This window comes from Lactobacillus sp. ESL0225 (assembly GCF_003692905.1).
Classification (GTDB): domain Bacteria; phylum Bacillota; class Bacilli; order Lactobacillales; family Lactobacillaceae; genus Lactobacillus; species Lactobacillus bombicola.
On sequence record NZ_REHK01000007.1, the window covers coordinates 284,427 to 310,913 of the forward strand.

Annotated in this window: 43 protein-coding genes and 1 tRNA gene; 7 read left to right on the plus strand and 37 right to left on the minus strand. The window is 35.8% G+C overall.

Translation table 11 applies throughout. The features are described from left to right. Positions 1–4: 4 nt before the first annotated feature. From F5ESL0225_RS04360 to F5ESL0225_RS04465, 22 genes are all read right to left on the minus strand, one after another. On the minus strand, positions 5–1,396 hold the full coding sequence (locus F5ESL0225_RS04360) for a phage tail sheath C-terminal domain-containing protein (protein ID WP_122047928.1): 1,392 nt from the start codon (positions 1,394–1,396) through the stop codon (positions 5–7). Next, positions 1,393–1,800 (minus strand): DUF6838 family protein, encoded by a 408-nt coding sequence (locus F5ESL0225_RS04365; protein ID WP_122047929.1) that lies wholly within the window; start codon positions 1,798–1,800, stop codon positions 1,393–1,395. The genes F5ESL0225_RS04360 and F5ESL0225_RS04365 overlap by 4 nt, the downstream gene beginning before the upstream one ends. Next, the gene (locus F5ESL0225_RS04370; protein WP_122047930.1) at positions 1,797–2,240 is read right to left on the minus strand and encodes an HK97-gp10 family putative phage morphogenesis protein; all 444 of its coding nucleotides are present in this window, start codon (positions 2,238–2,240) and stop codon (positions 1,797–1,799) included. The genes F5ESL0225_RS04365 and F5ESL0225_RS04370 overlap by 4 nt, the downstream gene beginning before the upstream one ends. After that, on the minus strand, positions 2,237–2,602 hold the full coding sequence (locus F5ESL0225_RS04375; protein ID WP_122047983.1) for a hypothetical protein: 366 nt from the start codon (positions 2,600–2,602) through the stop codon (positions 2,237–2,239). Before F5ESL0225_RS04375 ends, F5ESL0225_RS04370 begins: the two co-directional genes overlap by 4 nt. Beyond that, complete coding sequence (locus F5ESL0225_RS04380) at positions 2,602–2,967, minus strand: hypothetical protein (protein WP_122047931.1); 366 nt, start codon at positions 2,965–2,967, stop codon at positions 2,602–2,604. Before F5ESL0225_RS04380 ends, F5ESL0225_RS04375 begins: the two co-directional genes overlap by 1 nt. Positions 2,968–2,969: 2 nt before the next feature. Further along, a complete protein-coding gene (locus F5ESL0225_RS04385; protein ID WP_199716446.1) occupies positions 2,970–3,938 on the minus strand; it encodes a capsid protein in 969 nt (322 codons plus the stop codon). Next, the gene (locus tag F5ESL0225_RS04390) at positions 3,938–4,489 is read right to left on the minus strand and encodes a phage scaffolding protein (RefSeq protein WP_122047932.1); all 552 of its coding nucleotides are present in this window, start codon (positions 4,487–4,489) and stop codon (positions 3,938–3,940) included. Before F5ESL0225_RS04390 ends, F5ESL0225_RS04385 begins: the two co-directional genes overlap by 1 nt. 123 nt (positions 4,490–4,612) lie before the next feature. Continuing rightward, complete coding sequence (locus tag F5ESL0225_RS04395) at positions 4,613–4,846, minus strand: hypothetical protein (protein WP_122047933.1); 234 nt, start codon at positions 4,844–4,846, stop codon at positions 4,613–4,615. Continuing rightward, positions 4,839–6,359: a minor capsid protein gene (locus F5ESL0225_RS04400; protein WP_122047934.1), complete on the minus strand. Its 1,521-nt coding sequence runs from the start codon at positions 6,357–6,359 to the stop codon at positions 4,839–4,841. The genes F5ESL0225_RS04395 and F5ESL0225_RS04400 overlap by 8 nt, the downstream gene beginning before the upstream one ends. Before the next feature lie 18 nt (positions 6,360–6,377). After that, positions 6,378–7,784, minus strand: coding sequence for a phage portal protein (locus F5ESL0225_RS04405; RefSeq protein WP_122047935.1), 1,407 nt, complete (start codon positions 7,782–7,784; stop codon positions 6,378–6,380). Further along, complete coding sequence (locus F5ESL0225_RS04410; protein WP_122047936.1) at positions 7,775–9,025, minus strand: PBSX family phage terminase large subunit; 1,251 nt, start codon at positions 9,023–9,025, stop codon at positions 7,775–7,777. The genes F5ESL0225_RS04405 and F5ESL0225_RS04410 overlap by 10 nt, the downstream gene beginning before the upstream one ends. Continuing rightward, entirely contained in the window at positions 9,009–9,569 is a 561-nt protein-coding gene (locus tag F5ESL0225_RS04415) for a terminase small subunit (RefSeq protein WP_370466400.1), read from the minus strand. Before F5ESL0225_RS04415 ends, F5ESL0225_RS04410 begins: the two co-directional genes overlap by 17 nt. A 4-nt stretch (positions 9,570–9,573) precedes the next feature. Next, positions 9,574–9,954 (minus strand): type II toxin-antitoxin system HicB family antitoxin, encoded by a 381-nt coding sequence (locus tag F5ESL0225_RS04420; protein WP_122025198.1) that lies wholly within the window; start codon positions 9,952–9,954, stop codon positions 9,574–9,576. A 36-nt stretch (positions 9,955–9,990) separates the two neighbouring features. Continuing rightward, positions 9,991–10,179 (minus strand): type II toxin-antitoxin system HicA family toxin, encoded by a 189-nt coding sequence (locus F5ESL0225_RS04425; RefSeq protein WP_122047985.1) that lies wholly within the window; start codon positions 10,177–10,179, stop codon positions 9,991–9,993. A gap of 233 nt (positions 10,180–10,412) precedes the next feature. Then, on the minus strand, positions 10,413–10,727 hold the full coding sequence (locus tag F5ESL0225_RS04430; RefSeq protein ID WP_118898226.1) for a hypothetical protein: 315 nt from the start codon (positions 10,725–10,727) through the stop codon (positions 10,413–10,415). A gap of 2 nt (positions 10,728–10,729) precedes the next feature. After that, positions 10,730–11,197 carry a hypothetical protein gene (locus F5ESL0225_RS04435; protein ID WP_122047937.1) on the minus strand — a complete coding sequence of 156 codons (468 nt, stop codon included), beginning with the start codon at positions 11,195–11,197 and terminating at the stop codon, positions 10,730–10,732. Positions 11,198–11,566: 369 nt separating this feature from the next. Continuing rightward, positions 11,567–12,073, minus strand: a complete 507-nt coding sequence (locus F5ESL0225_RS04440; protein ID WP_122047938.1) for an ArpU family phage packaging/lysis transcriptional regulator — start codon at positions 12,071–12,073, stop codon at positions 11,567–11,569. 10 nt (positions 12,074–12,083) lie between these two features. Next, positions 12,084–12,575 (minus strand): hypothetical protein, encoded by a 492-nt coding sequence (locus tag F5ESL0225_RS04445; RefSeq protein ID WP_122047939.1) that lies wholly within the window; start codon positions 12,573–12,575, stop codon positions 12,084–12,086. A 15-nt stretch (positions 12,576–12,590) separates the two neighbouring features. Further along, entirely contained in the window at positions 12,591–13,076 is a 486-nt protein-coding gene (locus tag F5ESL0225_RS04450) for a RusA family crossover junction endodeoxyribonuclease (RefSeq protein ID WP_122047940.1), read from the minus strand. A 9-nt stretch (positions 13,077–13,085) separates the two neighbouring features. Continuing rightward, positions 13,086–13,556, minus strand: a complete 471-nt coding sequence (ssb, locus tag F5ESL0225_RS04455) for a single-stranded DNA-binding protein (protein WP_122047941.1) — start codon at positions 13,554–13,556, stop codon at positions 13,086–13,088. Continuing rightward, the gene (locus F5ESL0225_RS04460) at positions 13,549–13,761 is read right to left on the minus strand and encodes a hypothetical protein (protein ID WP_122047942.1); all 213 of its coding nucleotides are present in this window, start codon (positions 13,759–13,761) and stop codon (positions 13,549–13,551) included. The genes ssb and F5ESL0225_RS04460 overlap by 8 nt, the downstream gene beginning before the upstream one ends. 3 nt (positions 13,762–13,764) lie before the next feature. Further along, positions 13,765–13,950, minus strand: a complete 186-nt coding sequence (locus F5ESL0225_RS04465; protein ID WP_122047943.1) for a helix-turn-helix transcriptional regulator — start codon at positions 13,948–13,950, stop codon at positions 13,765–13,767. 67 nt (positions 13,951–14,017) lie between these two features. Here F5ESL0225_RS04465 and F5ESL0225_RS04470 point away from each other — a divergent pair, with 67 nt between their 5' ends. Further along, positions 14,018–14,794 (plus strand): DUF4393 domain-containing protein, encoded by a 777-nt coding sequence (locus F5ESL0225_RS04470; protein WP_122047944.1) that lies wholly within the window; start codon positions 14,018–14,020, stop codon positions 14,792–14,794. Here F5ESL0225_RS04470 and F5ESL0225_RS08355 read toward each other — a convergent pair. The 10 genes from F5ESL0225_RS08355 to F5ESL0225_RS04510 form a co-directional block, all read right to left on the minus strand. Next, positions 14,781–14,933 (minus strand): hypothetical protein, encoded by a 153-nt coding sequence (locus F5ESL0225_RS08355; RefSeq protein WP_158592396.1) that lies wholly within the window; start codon positions 14,931–14,933, stop codon positions 14,781–14,783. The two genes, F5ESL0225_RS04470 and F5ESL0225_RS08355, sit on opposite strands and share 14 nt — an antisense overlap. Beyond that, a complete protein-coding gene (locus F5ESL0225_RS08520; protein ID WP_255409651.1) occupies positions 14,923–15,057 on the minus strand; it encodes a hypothetical protein in 135 nt (44 codons plus the stop codon). Before F5ESL0225_RS08520 ends, F5ESL0225_RS08355 begins: the two co-directional genes overlap by 11 nt. A gap of 2 nt (positions 15,058–15,059) precedes the next feature. Continuing rightward, the gene (locus F5ESL0225_RS04475; protein ID WP_122047945.1) at positions 15,060–15,254 is read right to left on the minus strand and encodes a hypothetical protein; all 195 of its coding nucleotides are present in this window, start codon (positions 15,252–15,254) and stop codon (positions 15,060–15,062) included. A gap of 2 nt (positions 15,255–15,256) precedes the next feature. Further along, positions 15,257–15,475, minus strand: a complete 219-nt coding sequence (locus F5ESL0225_RS04480; protein WP_147441726.1) for a hypothetical protein — start codon at positions 15,473–15,475, stop codon at positions 15,257–15,259. 86 nt (positions 15,476–15,561) lie between these two features. Further along, entirely contained in the window at positions 15,562–15,783 is a 222-nt protein-coding gene (locus F5ESL0225_RS04485; RefSeq protein ID WP_122047947.1) for a hypothetical protein, read from the minus strand. Further along, positions 15,737–16,543 carry a DnaA ATPase domain-containing protein gene (locus tag F5ESL0225_RS04490; protein WP_122047948.1) on the minus strand — a complete coding sequence of 269 codons (807 nt, stop codon included), beginning with the start codon at positions 16,541–16,543 and terminating at the stop codon, positions 15,737–15,739. The genes F5ESL0225_RS04485 and F5ESL0225_RS04490 overlap by 47 nt, the downstream gene beginning before the upstream one ends. A 9-nt stretch (positions 16,544–16,552) precedes the next feature. Next, positions 16,553–17,368 carry a conserved phage C-terminal domain-containing protein gene (locus tag F5ESL0225_RS04495; protein ID WP_122047949.1) on the minus strand — a complete coding sequence of 272 codons (816 nt, stop codon included), beginning with the start codon at positions 17,366–17,368 and terminating at the stop codon, positions 16,553–16,555. A 4-nt stretch (positions 17,369–17,372) separates the two neighbouring features. Then, positions 17,373–18,083: a DUF1071 domain-containing protein gene (locus F5ESL0225_RS04500; protein WP_122047950.1), complete on the minus strand. Its 711-nt coding sequence runs from the start codon at positions 18,081–18,083 to the stop codon at positions 17,373–17,375. 14 nt (positions 18,084–18,097) lie between these two features. Further along, complete coding sequence (locus tag F5ESL0225_RS04505; protein WP_122047951.1) at positions 18,098–18,577, minus strand: siphovirus Gp157 family protein; 480 nt, start codon at positions 18,575–18,577, stop codon at positions 18,098–18,100. A 225-nt stretch (positions 18,578–18,802) separates the two neighbouring features. Next, positions 18,803–19,123, minus strand: a complete 321-nt coding sequence (locus F5ESL0225_RS04510; protein WP_233554101.1) for a DUF771 domain-containing protein — start codon at positions 19,121–19,123, stop codon at positions 18,803–18,805. Positions 19,124–19,202: 79 nt separating this feature from the next. Between F5ESL0225_RS04510 and F5ESL0225_RS04515 the strand changes: the two genes are divergently transcribed. Beyond that, positions 19,203–19,472 carry a DUF2513 domain-containing protein gene (locus F5ESL0225_RS04515; protein ID WP_122047952.1) on the plus strand — a complete coding sequence of 90 codons (270 nt, stop codon included), beginning with the start codon at positions 19,203–19,205 and terminating at the stop codon, positions 19,470–19,472. An 18-nt stretch (positions 19,473–19,490) separates the two neighbouring features. Here F5ESL0225_RS04515 and F5ESL0225_RS04520 read toward each other — a convergent pair whose 3' ends face one another. Genes F5ESL0225_RS04520 through F5ESL0225_RS04535 form a run of 4 tightly spaced genes read right to left on the minus strand, consistent with a single transcriptional unit; the run spans position 19,491 to position 21,128 of the window. Continuing rightward, positions 19,491–19,832, minus strand: a complete 342-nt coding sequence (locus tag F5ESL0225_RS04520; RefSeq protein ID WP_122047953.1) for a hypothetical protein — start codon at positions 19,830–19,832, stop codon at positions 19,491–19,493. A gap of 2 nt (positions 19,833–19,834) precedes the next feature. Further along, positions 19,835–20,062, minus strand: coding sequence for a hypothetical protein (locus F5ESL0225_RS04525; RefSeq protein WP_122047954.1), 228 nt, complete (start codon positions 20,060–20,062; stop codon positions 19,835–19,837). 15 nt (positions 20,063–20,077) lie between these two features. After that, complete coding sequence (locus F5ESL0225_RS04530; protein ID WP_122047955.1) at positions 20,078–20,923, minus strand: ORF6N domain-containing protein; 846 nt, start codon at positions 20,921–20,923, stop codon at positions 20,078–20,080. Continuing rightward, the gene (locus F5ESL0225_RS04535) at positions 20,916–21,128 is read right to left on the minus strand and encodes a helix-turn-helix transcriptional regulator (protein ID WP_122047956.1); all 213 of its coding nucleotides are present in this window, start codon (positions 21,126–21,128) and stop codon (positions 20,916–20,918) included. Before F5ESL0225_RS04535 ends, F5ESL0225_RS04530 begins: the two co-directional genes overlap by 8 nt. A 228-nt stretch (positions 21,129–21,356) precedes the next feature. Here F5ESL0225_RS04535 and F5ESL0225_RS04540 point away from each other — a divergent pair, with 228 nt between their 5' ends. The 5 genes from F5ESL0225_RS04540 to F5ESL0225_RS04560 all read left to right on the plus strand — a co-directional run bounded on the left by F5ESL0225_RS04540 (position 21,357) and on the right by F5ESL0225_RS04560 (position 26,218). Beyond that, entirely contained in the window at positions 21,357–21,725 is a 369-nt protein-coding gene (locus tag F5ESL0225_RS04540) for a helix-turn-helix domain-containing protein (protein ID WP_122047957.1), read from the plus strand. Positions 21,726–21,729: 4 nt separating this feature from the next. After that, complete coding sequence (locus tag F5ESL0225_RS04545) at positions 21,730–22,137, plus strand: M48 family metalloprotease (RefSeq protein ID WP_122047958.1); 408 nt, start codon at positions 21,730–21,732, stop codon at positions 22,135–22,137. Positions 22,138–22,295: 158 nt separating this feature from the next. Next, the gene (locus F5ESL0225_RS04550) at positions 22,296–24,047 is read left to right on the plus strand and encodes an AAA family ATPase (protein WP_122047959.1); all 1,752 of its coding nucleotides are present in this window, start codon (positions 22,296–22,298) and stop codon (positions 24,045–24,047) included. Positions 24,048–24,105: 58 nt separating this feature from the next. After that, on the plus strand, positions 24,106–25,017 hold the full coding sequence (locus F5ESL0225_RS04555; RefSeq protein WP_122047960.1) for a DNA adenine methylase: 912 nt from the start codon (positions 24,106–24,108) through the stop codon (positions 25,015–25,017). A 115-nt stretch (positions 25,018–25,132) separates the two neighbouring features. Continuing rightward, positions 25,133–26,218: a tyrosine-type recombinase/integrase gene (locus tag F5ESL0225_RS04560; protein ID WP_122047961.1), complete on the plus strand. Its 1,086-nt coding sequence runs from the start codon at positions 25,133–25,135 to the stop codon at positions 26,216–26,218. A 110-nt stretch (positions 26,219–26,328) separates the two neighbouring features. On the opposite strand, the gene F5ESL0225_RS04565 is transcribed toward F5ESL0225_RS04560, so the two are convergent. Further along, positions 26,329–26,417, minus strand: a tRNA-Ser gene (locus F5ESL0225_RS04565). Positions 26,418–26,487 lie beyond the last annotated feature (70 nt).

Sequence of the window (26,487 nt, forward strand, 5' to 3'; positions counted from 1 at the left end):
TAAATTATTGAACTACCATTGTCATGTAAAGCTTCTCCATCGAATCCAATGGAGTGATTGCTAAATTGACTAAAATAGAATCACGCTCATCCCCTGCTTCAACAGCAATATCATTGGTATCAAAGCCGTTAATTATCCCGTTATCTGATAGGCTTTGTAAATAACTTACGATATTAGCTTTGAACAAATCACGACCAGTTAAATTGTTCGTAATTTTGCCAATAAACATTTCTTCAAACGTACGTTTGATTCTAGTCACAATCGTATCCATTGTTCTAACCACACGATTTTTGCTAAAGAAAACTGGCTTTTCAGCAGTAATTTTAGTTAATGAATTAATATCCTGTTCAATGACTACCGCTTCATTCCGCTTAGTTGTAAAGACAATTTGTCCTTTTTCTAATGCATCAATAGTTTTGTCGTTACTGAGTTTCGGATAAGCACTAATAGCATCTGGATATTCTACATAAGTGAGTGATTTAGCGGCTGTTGCTGAACTTGATGCGCCTGCAAAATAACCCGCTGCTACTGTGGCATCTAATTCTGTACCATCACCGAGGACCACACCGTTTGCAACCGTGGAAATGCCTTCATAATTGACCTTGTCAGTTGTTACTGGGACAACACCACGTACTTTAATATCGTTGTCCTCACGTAAATGTTTAATTTCTTCTACTAACTGCTTATGAATAGGACTATCAATTGGGAATCCCGCCGTAGTGGCTACGTCATAGTCTTCAGTTTCTAGCGCATCATTAAGCAATTCAGTCATTTGTACTGGTACCGTGGTGCCACCTGTTAAATTAACAGTTATAGGATTTTGCAATTGCTCTAGTTTAGATAACATAACCGTTGGCGTATTGTTCCCCGAACTATCATCTTGTGGGCTAGGCTGTGGAGCCAACTCACCATTTACCTTGAATTTCACATAATCATTGTCAATTAGCTTCTCTGGTTTATCAACGTCAATAACTTGTTGGTCGACCAATTTTGTACCAAATAGAGTTGATACTGTAACTTTGCTGTCTTGTCTTTGCACAGAGATATGTAATTCATTGCCTTTAGTACCTGGATAAATAGCTGTAATCGTCCATGGTAAGGCAGGGTCTGCTTTAGAAGCAGGTTGTCCATCATTGTTATTAAGTAAAAGTACTGTATCGGCTCCTTTTAGCACTTCATGTAGAGTCTGCAACTCTGGCTCATTAAGGTCATGACCTAACAAAGCTTTAAAATTAGATTCATGAGTTAATTTGATAATTCCCTTTGCTCCCCAGTTAAGTTGTGTGCTAACCGGTAATAGTGTGCGTCCAATTTCAGCGCCAGTATTACCTTTACCCTTACCAACAACATTGATATAGGCACCTGGTCGGCGTTTGTTTTGTGTTTTCCAACTCATTTAATTTGTCCTTTCAATTTCTCATTTTGTAACTTTACTTCGTCTTTTTTATCAGGGTAAAACCTACCCCACACTTCGAATTTGTAAATTAGCGTATTGTCTTCTTGCTGAGTAACTTCAATGTTTCTAAGAGGCGCATAGTCTTTTAGTTCTAACAATCCGCTTAGCAAGTAATCTTCGACACGTTCCATATCAGTCTTAGGATTGTTTGGATTAGGAAAGTAGATAACTTGAAAGCTTTGCTTACGCATCTGTCTATCAAACAATTCTGGAGTAGCGATTGTACTGATTTTCTCAATAAAAAAAGACGGCTCGCTAAAACCATCTGCTTGATTTTCAGTGTAAATTATTGCATTTGGAAATATCCGTGCAATCTCGTCAGCAACACGTTCAATTATTGTCAATCATCCATCAACCTCCTCATCATATCCCAAACAACCGGTGTTAATAGCTCTGGCATTTGACTACTTGTTTGGTCCGTTGCTTTTTGTAAAAAGTGCTGACCTGGTACCCAACTAGCTTTCAACCTCTTACCAATAGCTGGCACATACTGTCCTACTTTTTGCCGGTGGCCATTTTCCACAAATGAAGCATAATTTTTACTATTCCGCAATTCGACTGTTATGTCTGAACCTGAAAAGAATGGTCCCTTGAGTTGCCAACTGCGTCTTAGATCGCCAGTTTTAACTGGTGTGTTTGCTTGAGCATTACGCTTATAAGTTTCTCCAACATTTTTTACGCTCTTTTTAACTTCAGTTTTTAATTGATCGCCTGAAACTACTGCATTAACATGTTTAGCAAATTCTTGAAACTCTTCATCATCAAAACTCCCAAATGCACTCATGCTTTTTCGTCCCTTGTCATTGCTACTTCTTGATGACTAACATAGCCCGAATATCCCTTACTTGAACGCTTGTACTTGGTAACCTTGCCATTGATATCAGTAACTTCAATTGTTGCTCCTGCTGGAATGTCAATTCCTGTTCTAATTAGAAGAGTAGCATCATATTCGTCCGTACCAAAAAACGACTGCTCACTGCTTTTTAGTCCTTTGAGGATAACCTTAGCTGGCTCATCTGAAATAATCGTTACCGGCTCACTAATGGCTATATGATGCTCATTAACTACCTTTTTGGTGGTTTTTATGGTCACCTTATCAGTCCATAACTTAGGAGCAATGTACTTTAACTTGTTAAATGCATCAATTACCATTGCAGTCTCCTAAAATGGTTCAAATCTACAAAGAAGTCGTCTGTAATTGGATTAATCTCTTGCACTTTAGCGTATATTTCTGCTGGCGAACCAAAATTAACCGATACATCACCTTCACTAATTGAATTGACCATGTCATTGTTGCAACTGGTCCAATTGTGTGTCTGAACTAATTGCACACACATTGCGGCAATCGTAGTGTCAATGTCAGGTGGTAGTTCCTCCATCGGAATGTTGGTGTAGTTTGCAACTGATCGAATTACTCGATCAAGGCTAAAGTCTATTATGTCGGCATTAACCTTGCCACTAAGCAATTGGGTGACCTTATCCTTAATTTTTTGCTTACGTTCATCGTTCATTTTTACTTCCCACTTTTGGCAGTTTTAGTACCATCTTCTAGTGATTGACCACTAACGCCTTGCGCTGGCTTATCAGCAATCACAAATTGAATACCTGCTGTCTTAGTATTTAGCAGTAAAACATCGTTGTATGATTGCTCATAGTAGAGATAGTTACCGCTTGAAGCTGCACTTGGTTGGTCGAAACCTGCAAAACTGTACTTTTCTGGAGCGATTTGAACACCGTTGTAAATTAACATCATTTCAATTTGTTTAGCTGAGTCAATGGTTTTGGCACCAACGGTAAAGTCATATGCAGTCTGCATTAAATCGGATGGGATAACCACAATCGTTACATCATCTAAGCTGTAAACTGTCCGTTGAATACTATTAGGGTCTTTTAATGTTAAGCCACGATTCAATGCTTCTGCACGCTTCAGAATTGCGTTAATCTTTGGCGTGACATACAAGTATCTATTTTGGTTTGGAATACGAGCTTCATCAAAATCAACCATCATGCTGTCAAATGCCGTTAAAATATTCTTTTCATCAAGCGTATTATTAGTAATTCCCTTACCACCATCTTTAGTTTGCTTTTCTAAGAACAGCTTGCTAAACATGTACTTATCCATTTCAGGCATTTTTTCATCTAAATTAAACCGACGAGTAATATTGGCCATTGAAACAACATAATTAGATTCATCTACGTCTGATGGGTCAACTAATGTGCTCCAATATCTTTCATTTTTGAGCTCATAAGTATCCCATTCATTGCTGTAATTTGGCGTAATGTCAGTAATAGTAGGTCTTGCTCGATTTTTACGGCCTTCTAAAATGGTTAATCTTGGTAATTTAATGTGTTTGGCGCCATCAAACGTAATCATTGAATTTGATGGTGAATTCCATAATGGTGCTGTATAAAGATGACCATCATAAAATCCTTGTTGAATTGCTTGTTGATATGCTTCTGCATAATTAATTGTTGCTGGCATTATTTATCTTCTCCTTTAAATATATTAGCCATAGTTGCTACCAAATCAGGGTCAGTCTTAGCTCCTCCACCTTGTGGTTGATAAGGCTCTTTCTGCCCCTGATCAAATAGGTAACTATCAGATTTTTGCAATGAACTAATTTGGTCATCTAGACCTTCAACTTCGCCCTTGTCGTTTAACTTAACTTCTTCCATGTTCAAGAGAGCTTTAGCAGCCTTTGTATTACGCACCTTGGCACCAGCTAAGGCTGTATCGACTGCACTGTTTAGCTTGGTCTGCTTTAATTCCTTACTCAGGTTCTCAGTGTCTTGCTTATACTTGGATTGCAATTCTTTGAATTGATTACTCAGTTCTTCGTTATCTCCAGCTTGCTTTTTTAACGCCTTTAAATCTTTATCACGCTCTGCAATCTGGCTCTGTAGCGACTCATTGGTCTTGCCTAGCTCATCTGTCTTAGCTTTCATTGCCTCAACTTCAGCACCATGCAGACCCATGACCTTGTCAATCTGTTCATCGTTTAAATCTAATTTCTTTAATTCTTCATGTTTCATCTTATTTCCTTTCTCGCGATCTTTTACGTGTGGCGAACACAAATCAAGGTATAAAAAATAAGCCTTTTTACGCCATGCTCGGGGCAAAATAAAAAGCAGCTGTTAAGCTGCTTTAATTTCTAGTTATAGATTCTCATCTTCTGGCAAACCGTATTTTTTGTTTGCCGCTTTTATTTGTTCTCTCAATTTTCTGTTGCGCTCATTATCAAAAGCTGATTTAGGAAGGTTCTTAGCAAACTTAATCAGTTCCTCTGTCTGCCTTCTTTCTTCCTCGGTTTCTGGATGATCTCTTCCAATTACCTTGCCACCGGTAGGTAAGTACCAGCGCAAGTCTGAATAAGGCTCTTTCCTAGTCAATTTCTTCAACCTCCAATATTATCTGTTCACCTTTAGTATAGCCCTTTAGAATTTTGAATTTTGTGTTACGTCCAAATAGTACCTCTTTTTCTTCGGCCAATCCATAATCTGATAAATCAACGCCACTTTTACTACTTCTAATAATAATTTGAACGTTATCATTTTCATCATAGATTCCCTTACTTGTAGAAATGTAACTAGGCTCTGCTACTATTGTGCCTGGCTTTCTTTCCCTCAAAAAGTCAGTCAGTTCTTCTTCATTCCAAAATCTAAGTGATCGTTGCAGTGGCTTGTCTGAGTGATATTTAGGTAACTTACCCAAAGCCGAATCAAGATTTATAATATTTTCTTTGTCATAATCACTTAATTCTAAACCTTTTCGTAATTTATCGTTAATATCGTAAGCCCAAGATGAAAGATAATTAGTCAGTCCTTGCTTTTCAGGGATTGTTAGTTTTGCTGATGATCCAATTTTCCAAGTGTTATCAGAATACTGTTCTTTCCACTTGTTGAAGGTCATATTTTCAGCATATTCACCCTTGCTGGTTTCAGGATCACGAGCCCAGCGTTCAGAACTGTCAGGCAGTCCTTCAATGTAAGGCATTGTGGTACATCTGCAATATGGATGTATTAACGGATAGTTCAATCCTTCAACTTTGTCTTTTAAATCAAAAATTTTCTCATCTAAATGTGCACATTCTTCACACGTGTGTGCTTCTAAAGTGGCCAAATATTGATACTGTTCAACTCCTTCTTCTTTGTAAGCATCAGCTGTTGCAGTTTCGGCAACATGTCCCATTTCAGTAATAATTAACCTGTGCAGCTGGTAATCTTCAACATCTTTTAAGCGTTGGCGCATCATTTTAAATATCTGCTCATGGGAATGGCCCAACGCAGAACCACGCAACAATGCATCACCTAACTCATTTGGCAGTATTTCCGTGTAATTCTTCCATATACGTTTTGAAAAGTCACTGCCACGCCATGGTTTACGCACAATTGCTTTTACCTGGTACTCATTTACGTTAGCAAAGTTACTGGATAATTTAGCTTTCTCCAATTGCGTCAGATAAATGCTGTGCATGTAAGTTTGCTTAAATTGGTTAATTAAACTATTCTCCAATTTATTTGTTTCAGATGTAGCGTATTGAGCTAATAGACTGGTTAATTGCTCGTCTATGTTCTCAAGTCTTGATAATTGACTTTTGAAATATTCGGCATCTAGTTCTTTATCAAAGCCACCTTCTTTAGCCTTACGCTTGAACTCCTTCAATGTCAGGTGCCAATCACGAGTACCAATTGTGCTCAAGATTTTACGAGCATCTTCTTTGCTGATTTTTTGATTGTTGGCATAACGATTGAGCCAGTATTCAACTTCCTGCTCTAGTATTGGCTGAACCTCTTTTAAACGAGCCCTCATGGCTGACTCATATTCAGCAGTGTTCTGGAGTTGCTGTTCTTTTTCATACAAAAAACGACGTTTCCAATAATCAACTTCTCTCTTGGTCGTCATTATTGTCACCGCCGCCGTTTAGGTTGTCAGGGTTACAGGGTTACCATACTCATCATTACGATTCTTAAGGTCTTCCTGTTGGTCTTTCAACTCTTGCTGCCAATCTTCAACTATTGGGTTAGCTTTAGCGATTGCTTCTTTACTCGTCCAGTTAGCTAATTGACTGACCACTTGAGCTCGTTCAACATCGTTTTGGATAGCTGTTCTGGTCCAAGTTTGATTAATCCGTTTACTATCCGCATCTGGAACATTCAGCCAACGCAGGATAGCTCTAACTAACTCGGTTAATGCATCTCTGAAGTAAGCTTCGGTTTTAGCTGCTTTTAGTTCAAGGTGAGAATACAGCATCTTAATTGCAGTCCCAGTTGCATTGTTAGTCTTAAAGTCCGTTGGGTCAATTCCTTGTGCATGAACAAATATGTTGGTCTTAGTTGTTTCTAGCATTGAGTTACGGGCCTCAGTTGGAATATTAATGGCTAATTGGTCAACACCTGAATCATTGCCACTGCCCATACTCCTAACTTTAATGGACTTATACCGTTGGAGGTCTTCCCTAAATTCATCCAAATCTTGACCGTCGTAATTCTTTAAGATTAAAAATATTTGTTGAATATCATCTAAATCATTAACGTAGCCGTTATAGATTTTGTCATAAACGTCAATTAAGCCCTTGTAATGAAACAAATCAGGTTGCTGTTCCTTGTTCTTAGGAAACGCAATAAACGGTATCCGTCCCATACCATGATGATTAACACTTGAAGTACCTGCGGCATCATCAGTTGACGCATCATAAATCGTAAAGCGATCATTAATTGGCTCTAAATTGTTAAATTGCTCGTCACGTGATTTAAAAACCGTGACTGTTTCATCATCCCAATATTCATGTACCCAGTAAGTTTTAGCGGTTTCTGGCTCAAGTTCTTTATATGAGCGCCTCAAGGCAACCAACTTACGATTTAAATCAGTTGAGTATATCGGTGTAATCTGGTCCGGTGGCACAATCGCATATCTAAACTGGTTATTTTCATCAAGCCAATAATGTAGCCATGCTATACCAGCATTAGCTGCATCAACAACCAATTCATTTAATCTTAAAGCAAAGTTGTCGCCTAAAGTATCTTTGATTTGGTCATTTAGCTTATCTTCACCCACATCAATAGTTGGTGGCTTGGTAGCTAAATAGCCTGCTTCTTGGTCAACTAGCAATTGATGAAAGTTAGAACTCACACGGTTATCAGCTGGCCTTAACGGATTTTTGCTCTTCTTTGCCGCATCGTCATCTTTAGTTTTAGACTCACCGTTGTTTTTTATTGTGATGTCATTCTCATTGAGGTAATAACTTTTAGATTTAGCATATTTAGCATTAAAATTAACTCGCCTTGTTTGCGTGTTTTGCAGCAATTTTTTCATTGCTTCTAATTCCATTTAATAAAACCTCCTTTCCTGATTAAACTTTCAAGAGCATATCGGGTCGCATCCATAGTATGGTCGTTGCCATCAGGATAACCTGACTTGTAATTGCCATTCAAATCGATTTCAAATTCATAACTAGTAAATTCACGCCAGGCATCGGGACAACGGTTGGGGTCAATGATAATTTCACGTAAATCTTCCAGCCACTTGTAGCCGTGATCACGTGAACCTCTGCCTTTGATTGCACCATAAATGTTCAGTCCCTGGTCTTGGTATTCCGCAATCATATCAGGGGAGGCTGAATCAGCTGTTAATGGTTCATTTCTGGGATTACGTTGCTTTATCATTGCAACAGCGTCACGCACCTTTAAGCCAACACGTTCGAACTCATCAAAAATGAAAACACGACGTCTTGCTGAATCCCAATAAATCTTGACGAATGCCGTCGGGTCCTTAGCAAAACCAAAGTCCAAGCCGTAGTAAACCTTATCGAACCTAGAAATTTCATCGTCTGTAATTGGTCTGGTAGTGATATTGTTGAATACTTCCGCACCTGTACCAGTGACTTCGCCCAAATACTCATGTCGATAGGCTTTCTCATTGTCTTTTTCAAGCTGTTTCGCATCAGCAAGGAATTCGACTCCAAGCCAACTTTTAGGCACTGAACGATAATCTGACAGGTTCACTAGTGTATCGTCACGCATTTGTTCACTATCAACTGCTTGATTAACCCAATTAGATTGTCTGGCTGGTGGGTTGTATGAATAAAAGGTAATAATACCAGACCCACCACGACCAAGAGATTGGTTAATTGAGCGAATCTCTTCCATTCCTTTAAACTCCGTTACCTCTTCGAAATGCTTGAACTTGGTGTAACCTTGTCTAAACGTTTGCGACTTTATCTTACGTGGGTCGTCTGCACCCTTAAATCTAATCTGTTGACCGGTTGGTTTAAAGGTTAATTGCATCGGACTAACTGACGATTGCCAGTATTCATCAACGTGTAAAAGGTCAATTGCCCACAAATATTGCTCAAATACAGAATCACGTAATGTGTTTGCCACCTTACGAAGAACAATTGCATTAGCATCTTTGTCTTGCATAATTCCTAAAACAATCATGAGCGAAATAAAAGAGGACTTGGTCGAACCACGTCCTCCTTTGAGCCAATAATTGGCATGTTTTTTGTTATGAATATCCCAGAAAAGTCTATAGAATGCGGGCGAGATATTATCTTTAAGACTCACTTGCATTGTCGTCCTCCTTTGGAATATTGAAATTGATGTTGACTGTCGTGTCTAGATCATCACTGTTTAACTGCTCAACTTTATATTCAGCCATCTTAGCTTCGGCAATCATTTTACGCAGTTGCGCATTAGAAATAGGGTCACTTGGATACCGTTTAAGCAATTCTTTAGCAGCAGTAATTCTGTCTTTAGCCGAAACTTCAATACCCTTAAAAATGCCCTTAGCAGTCGCTACAGTCTCCGTTTGCTCGCCTCGCATAACTGAAGTTAAGTACTCGAAGATCTCTTTCTGCTTAGCAATCTTTTTGCTTTCAATTTCTTTTTTTCGCTCTTCCATGTAAGAAATAATTTTAGGTTTTTTAAGGTTTTCAGCACCAATAACCCCAGCCGTTTTTTTGCTGTAACCAGCTTTAATTGCGGCGTTTGTGGCATTACCAGAAATCAAATATTCATCTGCAAACTTTTGCTGTTTTAAGTTTAACTTCAAGTACTTATCACCTTCTTTCTGAGCATAAAAAAAGCCGAACTTATTAGCTCGGCTCTGAAGCACTTGTTTAAACTTCTAATTTGGCTTTTAAAGCTTCCGTTAGAAGAGCAGAAAAATTAACGTGCTGCTCTTTTCCCAATTTAACAAGATACTCAGGCACAGAAACGTTTTTTCTGATTGTTTTAGGGTTTTTACGCCGATATTCATCCATGTCAACACTGACAATTGTCTTAATGTCATCTTTATCAGTTTTAATAGCATCCAAATCAGACGCTAGTGGATACTCTGTTTTATCTTCAAGGGCCAATCCGATTAGATCTGCAGCCATCATCAGTGCTTCTTTCATGTCTTCGCCTTGAGTCCAGCCGCCTTCAATATCAGGAATTTCAACAGTATAGCCTTTTTCCTCTGGGTGCAGGACGACTGGATACACTAAAACTTTTTCCATTTTTACAACCTCCTATGGGGTATGAGAAACAAGGGCTTATTTAAGCCCTGCTTCTCTAAGAATTGCTTGTTCCAACCCTTTTTTTAGTTCCTTTGCATGTATTGGAACGAATACAGTCACGTTAGTATTAGAATTGTAGAGCTTCAAATGTGAACCTCTTTGTGACTTTTCTTTAAAACCGTTACTTTTAAGCAATTTCACGATTTCTTTGGGTTTCATCGGCATCATCTTTTACCCCTTTCTTTACTGTTTTTATTATACACATTTTTGTGTATAATGTAAATAGGAGAATAATATTTTTACTAAGATATTTTAGTAAAAATACTTTTCATTTTTCGATATATAATTCTGCTAATTTTTATGTTTGCCTCTTAATTCACTCACATCATTTCACCACCTCCTGATTTTGAACATTAAAAAAAGCACCCCATTAGGTATATAGAGTGCTATTGCTTGCTTCATTTTAAATATTTAGATAAGTCTACCCCATTATCTGAAGCCATTCTCAAAGTTTCTTCCATGTCATAGCCGTAATCTGTAATAGTGATATCATACATAAAATCATGGACTTCATCAGGCTTTGCTGTTTTACTAAAAGTGAAAAAAGCTCCTACAAGACCTAGCCATTGCAAAACAATTAAAAAATCTTTATCTGAATATACCCAAAAATATATGCTATTATCAATTGATTTTTCCAAATGATATTCTATTTTTCTTTTTTCACTGAGATACTTAAAATAAATAATCAAATTTTCTTGTTTTTTTGTGTTCATAATTAAAAAGCCGCCCTAGGTTTCATACATTTTGATACAACTAAAGTTCCATCAGAAATAGCATTTCCAACAAGTTCAACATATCCATGATTACCTACTTTTGGAATATAGACATTTTTAGTCCAAGCTTTACCTATAACCTCATTATCTCCATGTGCCACTTTTACATTTCTTGTCTTACCATTATAATAATGTACTCTTAATTTCAAATTTAATGTATAAAAAGAGAATATCGGATTAGTCATTTTAATGTATACATAAAATTGATTTCTACTGACATGAGTAACTTTTGAAATTCCTGCCGGACCAGTCATTGTAGAAAACGTTTCTGCTGAATTAGTATTTTTCACCGGTCCCATGGATTTGGTGTTCGACTTAACACTTACTTTCACACTACTTTTTGCTGCTTCAATCTTGTTGCCACTTAAAGATAACAAAGAAATAGTTAACATCATAGTAACTAGTACCAATAATCTATTTATTTTTTCAATACATATACCTCTATTTCTATAGAACTATATTTATATTGTAGCATATTATGTGTTATTTAAATAATTATATAATGATTTTAATTGGTATATGTATTGTTCTTACTATCCTCGTGCGCAGTAGGGAGTTACGTATCGCTATTGCGGCAGCAAGAATCGAACCTACTTACAACCATTACCGCAGCTCTTTGCTTTGTCTTTGCATTTAAGGAGGTACCATCAATGAGGAAAAATTTATAGATATTTATAGATAAAGTATCATCGAAAGACAATTCCCTAATCTTTCGACAATACCATAATACAATAGATTATGACCGCTTGACTGTCGCTCTTTGACCGCTCTTATGTCGTTTAATGACCGCTTTTTGAAATTCCCTCAGCTGTTTCTAAACTCTCAAAAACTTGTAAATCTTCAATTGATGAACCATCTTCTTTTCGCCAGAAATCAAAGCGTTCAGCGAATTCAACACATGCATCATTCTTTACCTCATTAAATCTGGTACTTTGATATCCCAACTTAGACCTAATTCGGTCATTAGACCAGTGTTTAATAAAATACAGATAAAGGATAGTCCCACTAATGTGGCTGCAACTACTGATAGTATGATCTACTGCCAGCACGCAAGCTTGAGCATCAAGATTAGCTGTCATTCGCTCGTCTTGATGATTAAGCCCATCATGTCCGCCAACATTGTTAGGGTCAAGTGTTGGACTAGATATATCACTCAAATGTTTGTTGGCCAGATTAAGATAATGACCAAAGTCTTCTGTAAAAAAATCCTTAACTGCCTGTGCTGTTTTGGCTTTATCTAACTTCGCTTTTTTAAACAAAACTAATTGTTCAACTCCAATCATCATCCTAACCAACTTATTTTTTATTTATCTTACCGTTAACAATATACAAATCACCCAAATCAATGTCTTGCCAATTATACTTATTTTTATTCTTAATCAGTTCATACCCTGCATGGGATAAATTTATCTTTGTACCAATAAAAGATGGACAATTGACCATATAACTGTAGCCAGTGTAAGTTGTACTGTAGATTTTGGCATAAGTTACTTCGCTTATCGCTAAATACTTAAATTGTGGATGAGCAACAAGCTTATTTTCACGAATAACCTTTAAAATCACATCGTCTGAAGTATCCATTGCTTCAGCAATACTCCTTATGCCGTATCCTTCGTCCAACAGTCTTGCAACATTGTCACGGTATCTATCGATTTTTGTTCGGTTCTCAAGTCCTTCAAGTTTGTTACGTAGCTTTATTAACATTTCGTCATTTTCAGGAATATAGCCCTTATTTTTATATTTATCTTCAAGATAGTGTAACAAGTTATATGGTATAGTACTGCTCATCACTAATCACCTTCCTCATTCTTCATGCCACAAGGCTGTCACTTCTACTTGTGGCTTTTCTCCGTACCATTTTTCAACGGTCAAATCGACTACTTGCTTATCGTCTCTATATAGCCCTTCGCTTATGCACACAGCCTTGTGCAATGCGTGATTAACTTTCATCTTGGGATTAAGCCCATCTAGCACAATCTTCGCTATATTGTCGCTATCAGGCTTTTTAGTTGGTCTCTCTTCCCCGCTTAAGCACCTTGCCCTGCGCTTTTTTGAATAAGAAGTCGGTATTCCAAAATACACTTTGATTGAAATAGCCATATCCTGCGATATTGGCTTATTTATGTTGTGTTTTTGCCTAGCTGCCTGAGCACTGTACCTGACTTGATTTTCATAATCATGAGTATCATCTGGAGTGTAGGTGATTACATGACCATTTTGCCTAGAAAATCGTGGTCTTGCTTTACTTTTAGGTTCCCCAGGGACAATAAACTTCAAATAACGCTCCATAGTTTCCTCCTAGAATGGCAAATCATCGTCACTAATATCGATTGTGTCGCCTGAACCGCTAAATGGGTCTTGCGGAGCACTATTATTGCTGTTACCTGTATTGCCACCACTGCTACTATAACCGCCGTCATTCCCCGTATTTGCGCTATTCTGCCTATCCTTTTTCGACTCCAACAATGAAAAGCTATCAACGACTACTTCAGTCACATACACCTTCTGTCCGTTTTGGTCATCGTATGATCTAGTTTGAATTCGGCCATCAATACCAACAAGTGACCCTTTTGACGTAAAGTTACAGAAGTTTTCTGCAGCCTTGCGCCAAATGACACAACTGATAAAATCAGCTTCTCTTTCACCTTGAGCGTTAGTATACTGACGATCAACAGCAAGAGTAAACGTAGCAACCGAGATTCCACTCCCAGTAGTACGTAATTCGGGGTCACGTGTTAAGCGACCAGTTAATACCGTTCTATTAATCATTTTGGCTCTCCTTTTTTCTATAAGAATAGTAAGCAACTACTATATTTTCGATAAAGAAAAACGCTGAGCATAGTGGGGCAAACAACGCTATTTTACTTTGCCATATGAAATAAGCAATTACAGCAACCACTAAAAATACGCCCCAAGCTTTCGTATTACTTGCCCTTTTTTCAAATTTACTTTGCCAATCATTATTTAATTCCATTGATTACCTCAATTCGTCTAAGCTGATACCTAACGCATCAGCAATTTTACATACTTTACTAAAGCCAGGTTCCTGCCCAGCAAATTTATATTTTTTCAATGTTTCATAATTTACATTAGATTCCCTGGCTAATTTTGCTAAAGACCAATGCTTTTTATTTAAAACAATTTGTATTTTATTCCACAACATCTTGTACCTTCGTGTATAATAGTACATATATTTAGTATTGAATTGATTTTTTAAAAGGAGATTTTTTATGGACCCAGAAAATCCACTTAATTTTTTACCTCAAAATACTCAAGAACGATTGATGAACCCTATTGCTAAAAATATTGGTGACACCTTAGGTGGTATTTCAGAATTATTATTATCGCCAATAAACTTAGGCACAACATGGGCTAATGCATATATAAGAAAATTTAAGCAGTCAATTATTGATAATGTAAATAAAATTCCTGAAGAAAATAGGAATTTTTCTAAACTAAACTTAGCTATGAAAACCATAGAGGATTCTAAATATCAAATAAGTGATGATAACCTAAGAGAAATGTTTGCTAAACTTATTGCTGCTTCTATAGACAAAAGGAATAATCAAGGATTATCACCTAGATTTTCAAATGTTTTATCACTATTCGGTCCAGAAGATGCTAAGTTTCTTATGCAAATTTCTACTAATAATTTGAATAGCATACCTACTGTTATATTTTTTAACCAGATAGATAGCCGTGGTGCAGGCAATACAGAAGGAGATCATTTTATTGCTCCAAATTATTCAACAGCTTGTTGGTTTCAAAATGAACTAAGTTTAAATAATTTTGTGTCGTTAGGAATTATTACTCAAGATGATGAAACATATTTGACAGCTGATATAAATGAGTCATTCTACGATTCTGCTAAAAAATCAAATGAATTTTTAAGCTGGAGTAATTGGGTCAAATCCTTAAATCCAAGCTCAACTCCAATTATTAAAAAGGGGCTTATAGAATTCACAACTTTTGGTAAAAAACTAACTCAAATCGTTATACAAAATTAATTAAAAATTTGATTGCTTCAACCTGTTCGGCTGTAAAAACTGTACGTCCATAAGTAGCATCTTCCCAAACCAATTTTCCGTTTTCATCTATCTTAAACGTACCAATTTTATCGGATTGTGTCGTTTTTTTATTTTCCATTTTTATTTACCTCCGTATCTTCGAATTTTTCGTTTTCATCAAGCGGGTAGTTATCCGGCACGTGCCCTCGAAACACGTACTTTCCGTCGTTGTTTTTGCGATATAGTTTTTTAACGTGTGTCATTGCTAGTCCTCCTTTAAGTCATGCACTTTCATTACATCTACATCATTTAAAGTTAAAAAACCTTCGACTAAATAGCCTTCAACGCACGAGTAAGAACAAAAACATGTTGTTTCATCAAAAACGGCGCCTTTCATAACCCAAACATCGTCATTCTCACTTAATTCTCTGTCGCACAATTCACATCTTATTTTTTTCATTGTTAATCCCACCAGACATCATCAATATCTTGCACATTGTCGGGTACTCGCCGATATTTAAATTTGGGACTACTAACCCAATTTACCTGCACACGATAGTCGTTAGTTAGACTGCCTTTTACAGTGATCGGGTCGCCACGCTGGATAGTTAGCAGTAAATCGCTGACTCTTAAATTCGTTGTAATGCACTCGGCTACTACTTCATCGCATCGAACAGACATGCGAGTGTAAGTCCAACAACCATCTTCAAACATCTTTTCTGCATCACTTGCCATAAAGCCCGTTAATGTTACTTCGTTAACCATTGTTAATCCCCCATATACTTCTTTTCAAAATCCACAAAAAACTGATGTGCCTTTTGTAGTTCTTCTTGTTCTTTTCTTTGAAAAGCGCCAATACCATGCTCACAGTCGTATTCGTATTGTCGTTCTGCCCTCTCGTGCCATATTTTTGAGTAGATGCTGTCCCAGTCAGACGCCCACTTATAGCCTTGAGCGCTTGTCAGCGATTCTCGTAAAATCAATGACATGACCCTTGTCTCCTTCCTGCATTCTGCTAACCAATCTAGCGTGGTATGTTCGGTAGAGTTCATCCATGCTCAAGTTGGTGGTCGTAATAATGCGCTGATTGCTTTCATAAATATCGAAGATAGTGTCTTGCACAAAACTGGTAGCTTCACTATTGGCACTCTCAGCGCCCAAATCATCTAAAACTACCAAATCGGCTGCTTTAACTACATCAGTCACATGCTTAGGTGACCAAATGCAGGCTTTGTCGTTAAACCAGTTTTTCATCTCTCGGATTAATTTATTGACACTTAGAAATAGACACTTCTGCATTGGCTCTGCGTTGTCATTAACGGCGTTTAAAATAGCCATAGCTAAATGAGTCTTTCCAGCTCCAGCATTGCCATAAAACAAGCTATTCCCCTTTTTGTCAGGATATTTAAGATATGCTCCTGCAATTAGTCGAGCACTCTGCTTTGCTACTGCCTCGGTAGAATTGTTTTGTGCTTTAAAATCATCAAAAGTGCAGCTGAACACATCTCTACGGTCAACTAATGACGCCCTCTTTAAAAAGCCCTTGTTTTGCTGTATTCGCAAGTTCTCATGCATCCGTCTATCCTGTTCTTGGATTTGCTCATGCTGGCAAACTTCACAGAATGGTGTTACTTTGTCAATTCCGCTTAGATAGACTAAGTGGCTTTCGGGATGCTTAGGGCACGTCTTATCCGACTTACGGAGGCGATGCTCAATCATCCTGATAGTTTCCTGTGTAATTCCTGTCATTTTATCCTCCTAGAACGGTAATTCATCCTCATTAACGCCCTCAATCTCACCGTTAGTAAATGCATCTGGAGCAAAATCAGCGTGTTGGGGTACATTCGGCGTTTTTTCGTTGAGATACCCCTCAAACTTAGTCCCAAACAGCGTTTGAGGTCGGAGATACTTATTCATCTTAGAATCGTGTAGCCAAGTTGCGCACTTGTTTTGGATGACCATTTTGAAATCTTCTAATGAGTACCCTTCTTTGACCCGTGCATCTATCAATCGCTTGCTGAACGCAGATGATGACTTGTACTTAGTGCCTGCCTTCTCGTTAAGATAGTCAATCACTTCTTTGTAGATAGCTGGTTCTGCCTTGGCGGAACTATATATATCTTTATCTGTAGTAGTCTCTGTGTAGTCTCTGGTATTGGTGTGGTCATTCTGTCCATCTCCATGTGGACATTTTGTCACTATCGAGCGGCCATTTTGTCCACATGCATTGCTCATTAAGTCATTCAGTGCATCTTCATCAATCGAGTACCATTTGGTCTTATCAAATCCTGCTTTATTAAAATTTCCAGTTAAAACAATCCCTTTTTCCTCTAGATTGTTAAAAATTCTTCTAACAGTTCGAACCGATAACCATGGAAAGTTATCTTTTTGCCAATTTTCAAACGAGTTGTAAATCCACATTCTGCTATCAATTTTTTTAGCTATGTTTGAATGCAGCCAATAATTTAATTGTTGCAAAACCATTGCTTCTCTATCGCCATTTGACCCTAGTGCAACTGCGAGGTCAGTATCAATGACAATCGGGTGTTTGCTGTATAACCATTTTGCTTTCATTTGATTACTCCCCTACCTGTTGCGTGTCTAACCAACTCTTATATAGCTTCCTAGCGTAAATTTGCTTATAAGCTTCGTGACTTTCGCCACCTAAACTTTTAATCGTTGCTGCACTATCGGGGTTACCATTAATAGCTTCTGCTACCACTTGAACTAGTTTGACAGTGCCCTTTTTGTCAGTAATTTCATAATCCAATAATTGTTGGTCAGTAAATTGTGGCTTTGCTGGCTGTTTTCTAGTTGATGTTGCTTGCCGTGATTTAGATGCTTGCTCATTGCTCTTCTCCTCAGGTAAATCCTCCCCTGCATAGACACTTAAGCCTAAGCCAGCAATTGCTAAAGCCTTTACCAAAGCTCGTTGTTGCGTCTTATTAATGTCAAAATAAGTTGCTTTAGATAAAGCTTTGTTGCGGTAATCCATGACAAACAATTTTGAACTGTAATCTTGTCCCTCAATGGTCACTACTGCTTCAACTTCATATCCAGCAGCAGTTTGCCGATAATCAACATCCCTACCTGTTGCTACCCAACCATCTTTAGTTAAGACATACTCAGGAAATTCTGTAATTTTGTAATTTGCATCTGGATATGCTCGCTTAACAAGTTTCCATGCATTCGCCCAGCTAAGATAATCTAGCCTGCCCTTTTTATCCAAATAAGGACTAACGTCAATTTCCGATAAGGTAGCAAAGACACTCTTTTTATCTTCCGTCATTGTGCTACTCCCCCTTAGCTAATTACTGTCTTACGGTTAGGCTTCAAGTGTGCTCCTGCAACTTCTTTACCGTCTTTCAAGTCCTGATAAATCTTCTTTCGGTCAATCTTGATGACTTCTTCTTTAATCTTGTATTCCTGCGGTAATAAATTACCATCTGAAACAATTGTCTTATCCCGATAATTGCGTGGCTTTAAGATATGATTCTTAGTTTGCAGCTTCTTTATTTTGGCTTCGTCTAAGATACTGGTCATATACTCTTGCAAGTTGTTAATACGATTTTCATTAAAATGCTTCTGATCGGTCAGCTTTCTAATCTTTTGCGTTAAGAAATCATCTTCAGCACAGCACTTTTCAATAACAGCTGCTAAGCTATCTAGCTTTTCATCACGTGCTAATTCAAGTGAGTCAAGCGTGTCTTTCATTGCTACAGGGTCAAGGTCATCTCTATCCATAATCTGCTTAATCGCATCATTAATTTCAAAAAGTTTCATTTGTGTTATAATCTCCTTAGTTGTTATTTTTTTAGATTTGAGCCCGATTGCCGTCGGACTCTTTTTATGTTCCGGGAATCAACTCCGGTTGCGATAGTAGACAAATCGTTAATACCAGCCCAACAATGACTAGTAATAATGAGATTGTCAGTGACTTTCTGGTGTGCAGTTCGATGTCTGTGTAGGTGCTTAAAAAGTTTGCCCATTTTTTCAATATCCTTTCAATCATGGTAATTTTGCATCCCAGTCTATTTCTAATTGGTGTTCTTCCATCCATTTGGCTCCCCTATTCTCAAAAATAATTGTTGTCTTTCCATTCTTAGTGCGTCGAGGATGGACTACCCAACCGCCATTTTTAACGTCCACTTCAGGATATGCGTCAAAAACAAACGTCCGTATCCACTCAGGTGCTCTATTTCCGCAATAATTTTCGCTAAATTCTTTCGTCTTGATGGTTTTGCCCACCAGTGACTCAGCTGGAACGTAACCACGCTCCTTCATGATTGCATCCATAGCGGTAATTAGCGTAGTAGTTGGAATTAGCAATTCAATGACATCTTTCGTTTCCATTAGTTTTCTTCCTTTCTTGATATAATTAAGTCATCTCAACTAAGGAGGTGATTATATGAAACTTGATCAAGACTGCATTCGTGACGTTTTGCTCTATCTTGAGCAAAACCTTCAAAATAATAGACCACTACATCTAAACGCTATTGTTGAAACAGATACGCTTAGAAAATATGATAGAGAGACTATTTCAAGCGCATTATCTATGCTTTTAGATAGAGGCTATATTGAAGGTAAGCCGGCACCAACATTAGGCTTTGGTATGCTCGACTTTATAGTTGATAATGTAACTATGTCTGGATACAATTACTTAGAAAATATTAAGTAGTTATGACTGATATTGTTCTCACTGAGCAATATCATTTTTTGAATCATTAATAATATTTTTTAATCGTTCTAGATTAAGCTCTTCTGGCTTCTTAATTTTGAATTCGGTTCCATCAATCCACACATAAATCTTTTGTGACAGACCACATTCCTTAGCTATTCCTGTTAAAATTCTTGAATATTTTTCATCAATCAAAGTTGCCCGTTTTAGTTCATTTGGCTCCAATGACATTGTGGCTAAAGGTACTTTGCTGTTGTCTCTATCATGAGCATAAAAGATAACGCCATAACTTTTTGTATTTTGTTTTAAAATTTTCGAGTAATCATTTGATTGCTCTTTTTTAGTGCTGTCTTTTCCCATAACTACACCTCTTTAGCTTCATAACGATCAAACCATTCTTGCTGATTTGCTAAATCTAATGCCTTTTCTGCAACCTCACGCCATAGATGAGCTGAACCATACTTAACGCCATCTATTTCAGTAAATGCAGTATTGTCTTGCTGTGCCCACTCAACTAATTGCTCAAGTTCAGCAACATCATTCATCATTTCTTTATCGTGCTTATCAAATTCTTCTTTTGTATACTTCATATTTGAACTCCTAAATTAATATTCCTTTTCCCAAACTTTGTATTTAATGGCGAAGTCCTTAACTACGCCCATATAAATTTGTAGCAGCCGTTTATCGTCAGCAAGTACATCTAATCTGTTGACTTTTTCAATAGCTGATTTACTTGCTCCATTTAGTGCCATAGTTTTACGCTTGTTGGTCAATCGCGTCTTTAGACTTGAACCAGCTCGCTCATCAGTTTCTTTATAAATATCTGATTGGATCTGCTGATATGCTCCAAATCCACCTTCTGTTTTAGCCATTTTATGAATAAGGCTCTGCGCTGTTTTACGCCAGCCGGTCGTACTCAAGCTAACAATCTCAGTAATATTGTCTAGCTTATGGTCAACCTTTTTGATTGCCAATTGTTGTTCAGCAGCATTATCAAAAATCTTTTTGAACATTTGCAAGTCCGGGCTTAGTTCATCAAACATTGATACATCATTTTTAATTGTTTTTCTCATATTGAAGTAGTTATCTACCAACTCATCGTATATGTCCCATGCTTTGTCATCATCTAAGATTTTCAGCAATTTAGCATAACCACGTTCGGATAAAAGATAAACATTCTTTGAATTGCTAATTGTTTTTGCTGAAAATTTAAGGTCGTTCAAAACGACCTTAAATTTGTTGCTCGTCAAAAGATCAATAACGTCAATATTATTTTTAAAACGACCAATATTTCGATTAATCAATTCATTGATACGCTTAGTAGTACTATCGTGTATTTTTGCAATGTCTTTAACAAGCATTGCCTTTTTGTTCTTGCCAAATCCACCTTCAATTCCAGTAAACTCAATTTTTCCGATATGTTCTTTCCCAATAACTTTTAAATCATTCATTGACTTTATCCTTTCTAGCTAAGCTAAATAAATACTGTGTAGTTACTCCAAGATAATCTGCAACTTCTTGCAATGAGTCTGCTCTTGGAACACTTTTATTCCATTTACTAATCGAGCCATTTGATAGACGTAAGTCTTTTTCTATTTGATAAATCGACTTATCATTTCGATTAGCAACAGTTTTAACTGCTGTATATAACGACATATTTTCGCCTCTCTTCTAAAAAATCTAAAATTTTCTAAGAAAATATACATTCTTCATTGACACGGTACCGAAAATATTCTATTATTAAAGCGTAACAAATAAGGCTCTAATAGCCGTTTTCGGTATTGATTTTTTGAATGCTTTCATGCTTCCCTAAGCACACTTAAATATTAACACCGATTATTTTCGAAGTCAATAATAAAACACAAAATATTTTCGGAGATTAATATGGAACGTAAAAACAAAGCCACCGTCTCTACCATATATAGTAGAATTTATGAGTTAGCAAGTCAGCATAAAATTAGCCTTGCGGAGCTTGAAAGGTCTTTACAATTTTCTAATGGAATAATTTCAACATGGAAATCGTCCAACCCTTCAATAGACAAAATATCGAAAGTCGCTAAGTATTTCGATGTTTCCACCGATTACCTTTTGGGCAACACTGACGATTCCTCACCTGTTTCTAAAGATCATCACGCAGTAGACATAGAAAACGACGAATTATTATCTTATCGCGGTCGCCCTATTCCAGATGATTATCTAGATATTATAAAAAATTTGATGGATTCTGATATTGAACACGGTAGGAAGCGGTGATTTTTTGACTGACTTAATGCAATTTTTGTTTGACTTCGCTTTTTCACAAGGATTTGGCGTTGCTCAAATTTCTAAAGATGAAGAGTATCGCCCCCTTGCTGATAAAACTAGAAATTTAATTATTATTAACACTAATTGGAAAAATAAATCTGAATTACCTTTCATTATTGGCCATGAAATAGGACATCTAATGGATGGAGACGTTGGTCTTTCTTATTATTGTGGTAATGCTTTAACATCTAAAGAGCATCATGCTGACTTGTATTCACTGAACCTAATCTTTGACTACGCCACACGACAATATGATTGCTTTAATGAACCAAGTGAATTTATGCGTGCCTACGGTATACCGGTACGCATGTATGATTCTATGGTTGAATTATTTAGAAAACACAACGATTTATTGTTTTAAAAAGAAAAAAACATTCAAGACTCGGGTCGAATTTGAATCTTGAAGGCTAATATAACAACACGCTTAAAATAGTAGTATAAATTTAAACCGATTAATTTTACGTCCATAACGCAAGTGACACTAAGCGGAAGAAGATATTTTGGAGATATGGAGATATAATGATGAAGATCGATAATTTTTATGTTGAAAATTTTAGAAAATTTAAAAAATTTAATTTTAGATTGGGCTCTAGAATCACTGTCTTATCAGGGGTCAACGGTGTTGGTAAATCAAGCTTATTATCACTTATTGCTTCCACAACTGGAACAAAAGCTAAACGATTGAATGGTGCACAATTTCAGCCAGAATTTAATGAATATTTCAAAATATCTCCAACAGAAAAATTTAAAGACTACAAGCTTTCAATTACCTTCTCTACAGCAAAAGTTTCTTTTGCCAAAAGAATAAGTTTTAGGGATGATACAAAAACGAATAGAGGTATTCGTCCTTTACCACGTACTTGTTCACCTGAAGGTAGTAACTTATCAAATAAAAAAGCTGCTCAAGTATTAAAAGAAAAATTAAATATTGGTGATTCATCACGTGCCCCCATTCCTACTATTTATTTAAGTCTTTCAAGATTATATCCATTAGGGGAGCATGAATTATCGAAACATAATGAGTATCACATTATATATAGAAATTCAAACATTTATAAAAACAAATTATACGAAAAATATGCAGAATTTTATAACATGGTTTTACCTGGCTCAATTGACTTTAAGACAGATCAAATGTCCTTAGTTACAAAAGCAGTTACCAAAAAAGTGCATATAAAAATGGATATAATTGGAACTACTAATGAAACTATTTCTGTAGGCGAAGACAATTTAAGTTCTATTATTTCTTGCCTTTTAGATTTTTATAATTTAAAAATTACTAACAAAAACTATACTGGAGGAGTTTTATGTATAGATGAAGTAGACGCCTCTTTACATCCAGGTGCCATAATTAATTTAATCGGTCTTTTAGATAATTTAAGTAAAGAATTAAATTTACAAATTATTTTAACTTCTCATTCATTAGTCGTTTTAAATGAAATTTTGAGATTACAATCTAGTAATCCTTCAGATTATCAACTTGTGTATTTTAAGGATAGAAATATTCCTGCTCCAACATACTTTAAAGACTATACTTCTTTAAAGGCAAATTTATATGATGAAACAAGGTCTAGTATACCTATGGTTAAAGTATATGCAGAAGATGATCAAACTGTAGCTACATTAAATTTGCTTATAAAAGCATATAAAGATCTCTTTATTATTAATAATATTGACAATACTAAATATCCCAATTTACCAAATTTCAAGCCTATAGCACTCCACTTAGGTAAAGAACAACTACGACAATTACAAGTCAACGATGCATATTTTAAGCAAGTAGTTTTGTTGCTAGATGGTGATGGTCATCTTGAAGGTAATCTTGATATAAAAAGAGCATACATGGATGAGAAATATTTAAAAGAGATTGCACCTAGAGAAAATGATTTATTTAATGCTATTTCTTTGCCTACAGTTTTTCCACCAGAATTATTTTTATTTAATATTATACGAGAATATGCAAATAATCCTTCTAAACATTATAAATTTTGGAGAGATTTGGATAAGAACAGCAAAATACATACCATGTATACCACAGACCAAATACAGAACAAATTTGAAACAAAATCAAAGAATATAGACAAATCATTTTTTGAAAGCAATTTAAAGAAAAAATTACAAACAGAAATTTTTGATTTTTCAAAAGAAACAGATATATTAACTGACTATTATAATCAAACAGAAGTTCAAAACGAACTTGTTGATTTTATGAAAGAATTTATAAATAAAATAAATAATGCAAGCAAAATGATCAAAAGTAATAATCTATAGATAAGTCTGGCCAAAGTCACCTATTTACATTATACTTCTCATTGAGGAGGCGATAATTATGCCTAAAATAGAATCACCTTTTAGATATCCAGGTGGGAAAACACAATTTTATGATTTTGTTTTTAGCTTAATCCAACTGAATCACCCCGTTAAAACATACATAGAACCTTTTGCTGGCGGCGCTGGAATTCCATTAAAACTTATCAAAAACAATGTAGTAGATAATATTTGGATTAATGATTTTGACCCATCTATTTACTCTGTTTGGTATCATATATTAAATTCACCTAAGCTTTTAATTTCAAAGCTAATTGAATTACCGTTTTCATACAAGAATAGAATAGATGACACTGAATTATTGATAAACTTTTGGAGAAAGCAAAAAGAAATATATCTTAAAGAAAAAAACAACCCAGTTTCATTCGATGGTGCATTTGCCACTTTATTTTTAAATAGAACCAATCGAAGTGGAATTATAAGTGGTGGCCCTATTGGTGGTTATCATCAAACAAGCAACACCAAATTATATGATCGACTCAACATCGATGCTCTAGTCAAAAAAATCAAGTTTATTTCATCAAATAAAAATCGAATTAATTTAACTAATATTGACGCAATTGAATTAATTAAAGAAATTAGAAGATCAACCGATAAGGATAATTCTTTTATATTTTTTGATCCACCTTACTATTATCAAGGTAAAAATTTATATTTTTCATCTCTAGATCATCATGGACATGAAAAATTGGCCAAAAACATAATTGAATTATCTGATTATAAATGGATATTAACCTATGATAATGCCAAACCTATTCTAGATTTTTATAATACTGTTCAACAAAAATATTTATATTCATTAAACTATACTGCTAACAATAAAAACAGAGGTAAAAAAGAAGAACTTTTCTTTTCAAGTCCAAAAGTTAATCTAGAATTTTCAGAAAATAAATACAATTTTATCAAAATATAACAAAAAGCCTTTAAGAACTCGTCTGGAAAACTATTCTTAAAGGCTTCACATTGTAGACAATTAGCCAAAGCTTTTTGTCTACCCTATTTTAGCAAATTTTAAAAGGAAAATAAATATGGCATATTTCAAAAAACGCGGCAACAGTTGGCAGGCACAAGTGTCGTGGTATGACACAGACAATACTAGGAAGTATAAAACCAAAAGTGGCTTTGCTACTAAGACTCAAGCTAAAAAGTGGGCTAATGAATTCGAAGTTGCTAAAGATAAAAATCAAATAACAAATTATGACCCTATTTTTATTGAATACTTTTTAGATTGGGCCCAAACTTATCGCATCCCCGGTAAGACAACTACTTCTGTTGATAGATATTACCAAATTTACAAGCACCTAAAAGAATATTTTAAAAATCAAAAACTAAGTAAAATTAGTCGATCTCAATATCAAAAATTTATTAACGAATATGGTAGCAAACACGCTAAAATAACAGTACAAAAAAATCATAGTACAATTAGCGCTTGCGTGAATGACGCAATTGCTGATAAGATTATTACCACTGATTTTACTAAACGAATTAATTTGATTTGGGATAAAGACAAAACTAGAACGGTTGATTATTTAACTAATAAAGAAGTTGTTGCATTACTTGCAAATTTAAAAAATAAAATTAATCCACGTTTTACGAGTCGCTACATGATAATAACTGCACTTTATACTGGAATGCGAATTGGCGAAATCATGGCTCTTGAATGGACAGATATTAATTTTAAAAGAAATACCATTTCAATCACTAAGACTTACGATTATATCAATAACAAGCTTAAAGAACCTAAAACCCCTTCTTCTGTTAGAACGATTAGAGTCAATAATAGTTTGCTAAATTTATTGCAACAGCTTAACACTAATAATCAAAAATTTATCTTTGCAGACAAAAATGGTAAGCTTCCATCACCCGCTGGCATAAATAAAGTTTTGCGCATCCACTTAAAAGAATGCAATATTAATCGAAGTGGTTTCCATTTTCATAGTCTAAGACACACACATGTGGCTATGCTTCTTTTTAAAGGAATTGATCTATATGCTATTTCTAAGCGTTTAGGACACTCAAATATGACTATAACAGCCAAAGCATATGCTTACATGTTAGAAGAATATAAGGCTCAACAAGATGACAAAATTGAGAACATACTTAATGAGATATAAAAATGACCTATCTATTAATTTAGATAAGTCATTTTTATTACTTCGGCGAGCATTTGGCGAACATTTATATTTTAAATGCTGTTATACCAATGCTTTCAAGCACTGTATTAAGGAGAGTACAGGATTTGAACCTGCGCGCCAAGGAATACTTGGTTCGCCGGATTTCGAGTCCGGTGCATTACCACTCTGCCAACTCTCCACAACAACCATAATTATACATGATATTGGCAAAACTGCAAAATTAATTTTACAATTTTGCCAAATTTGTT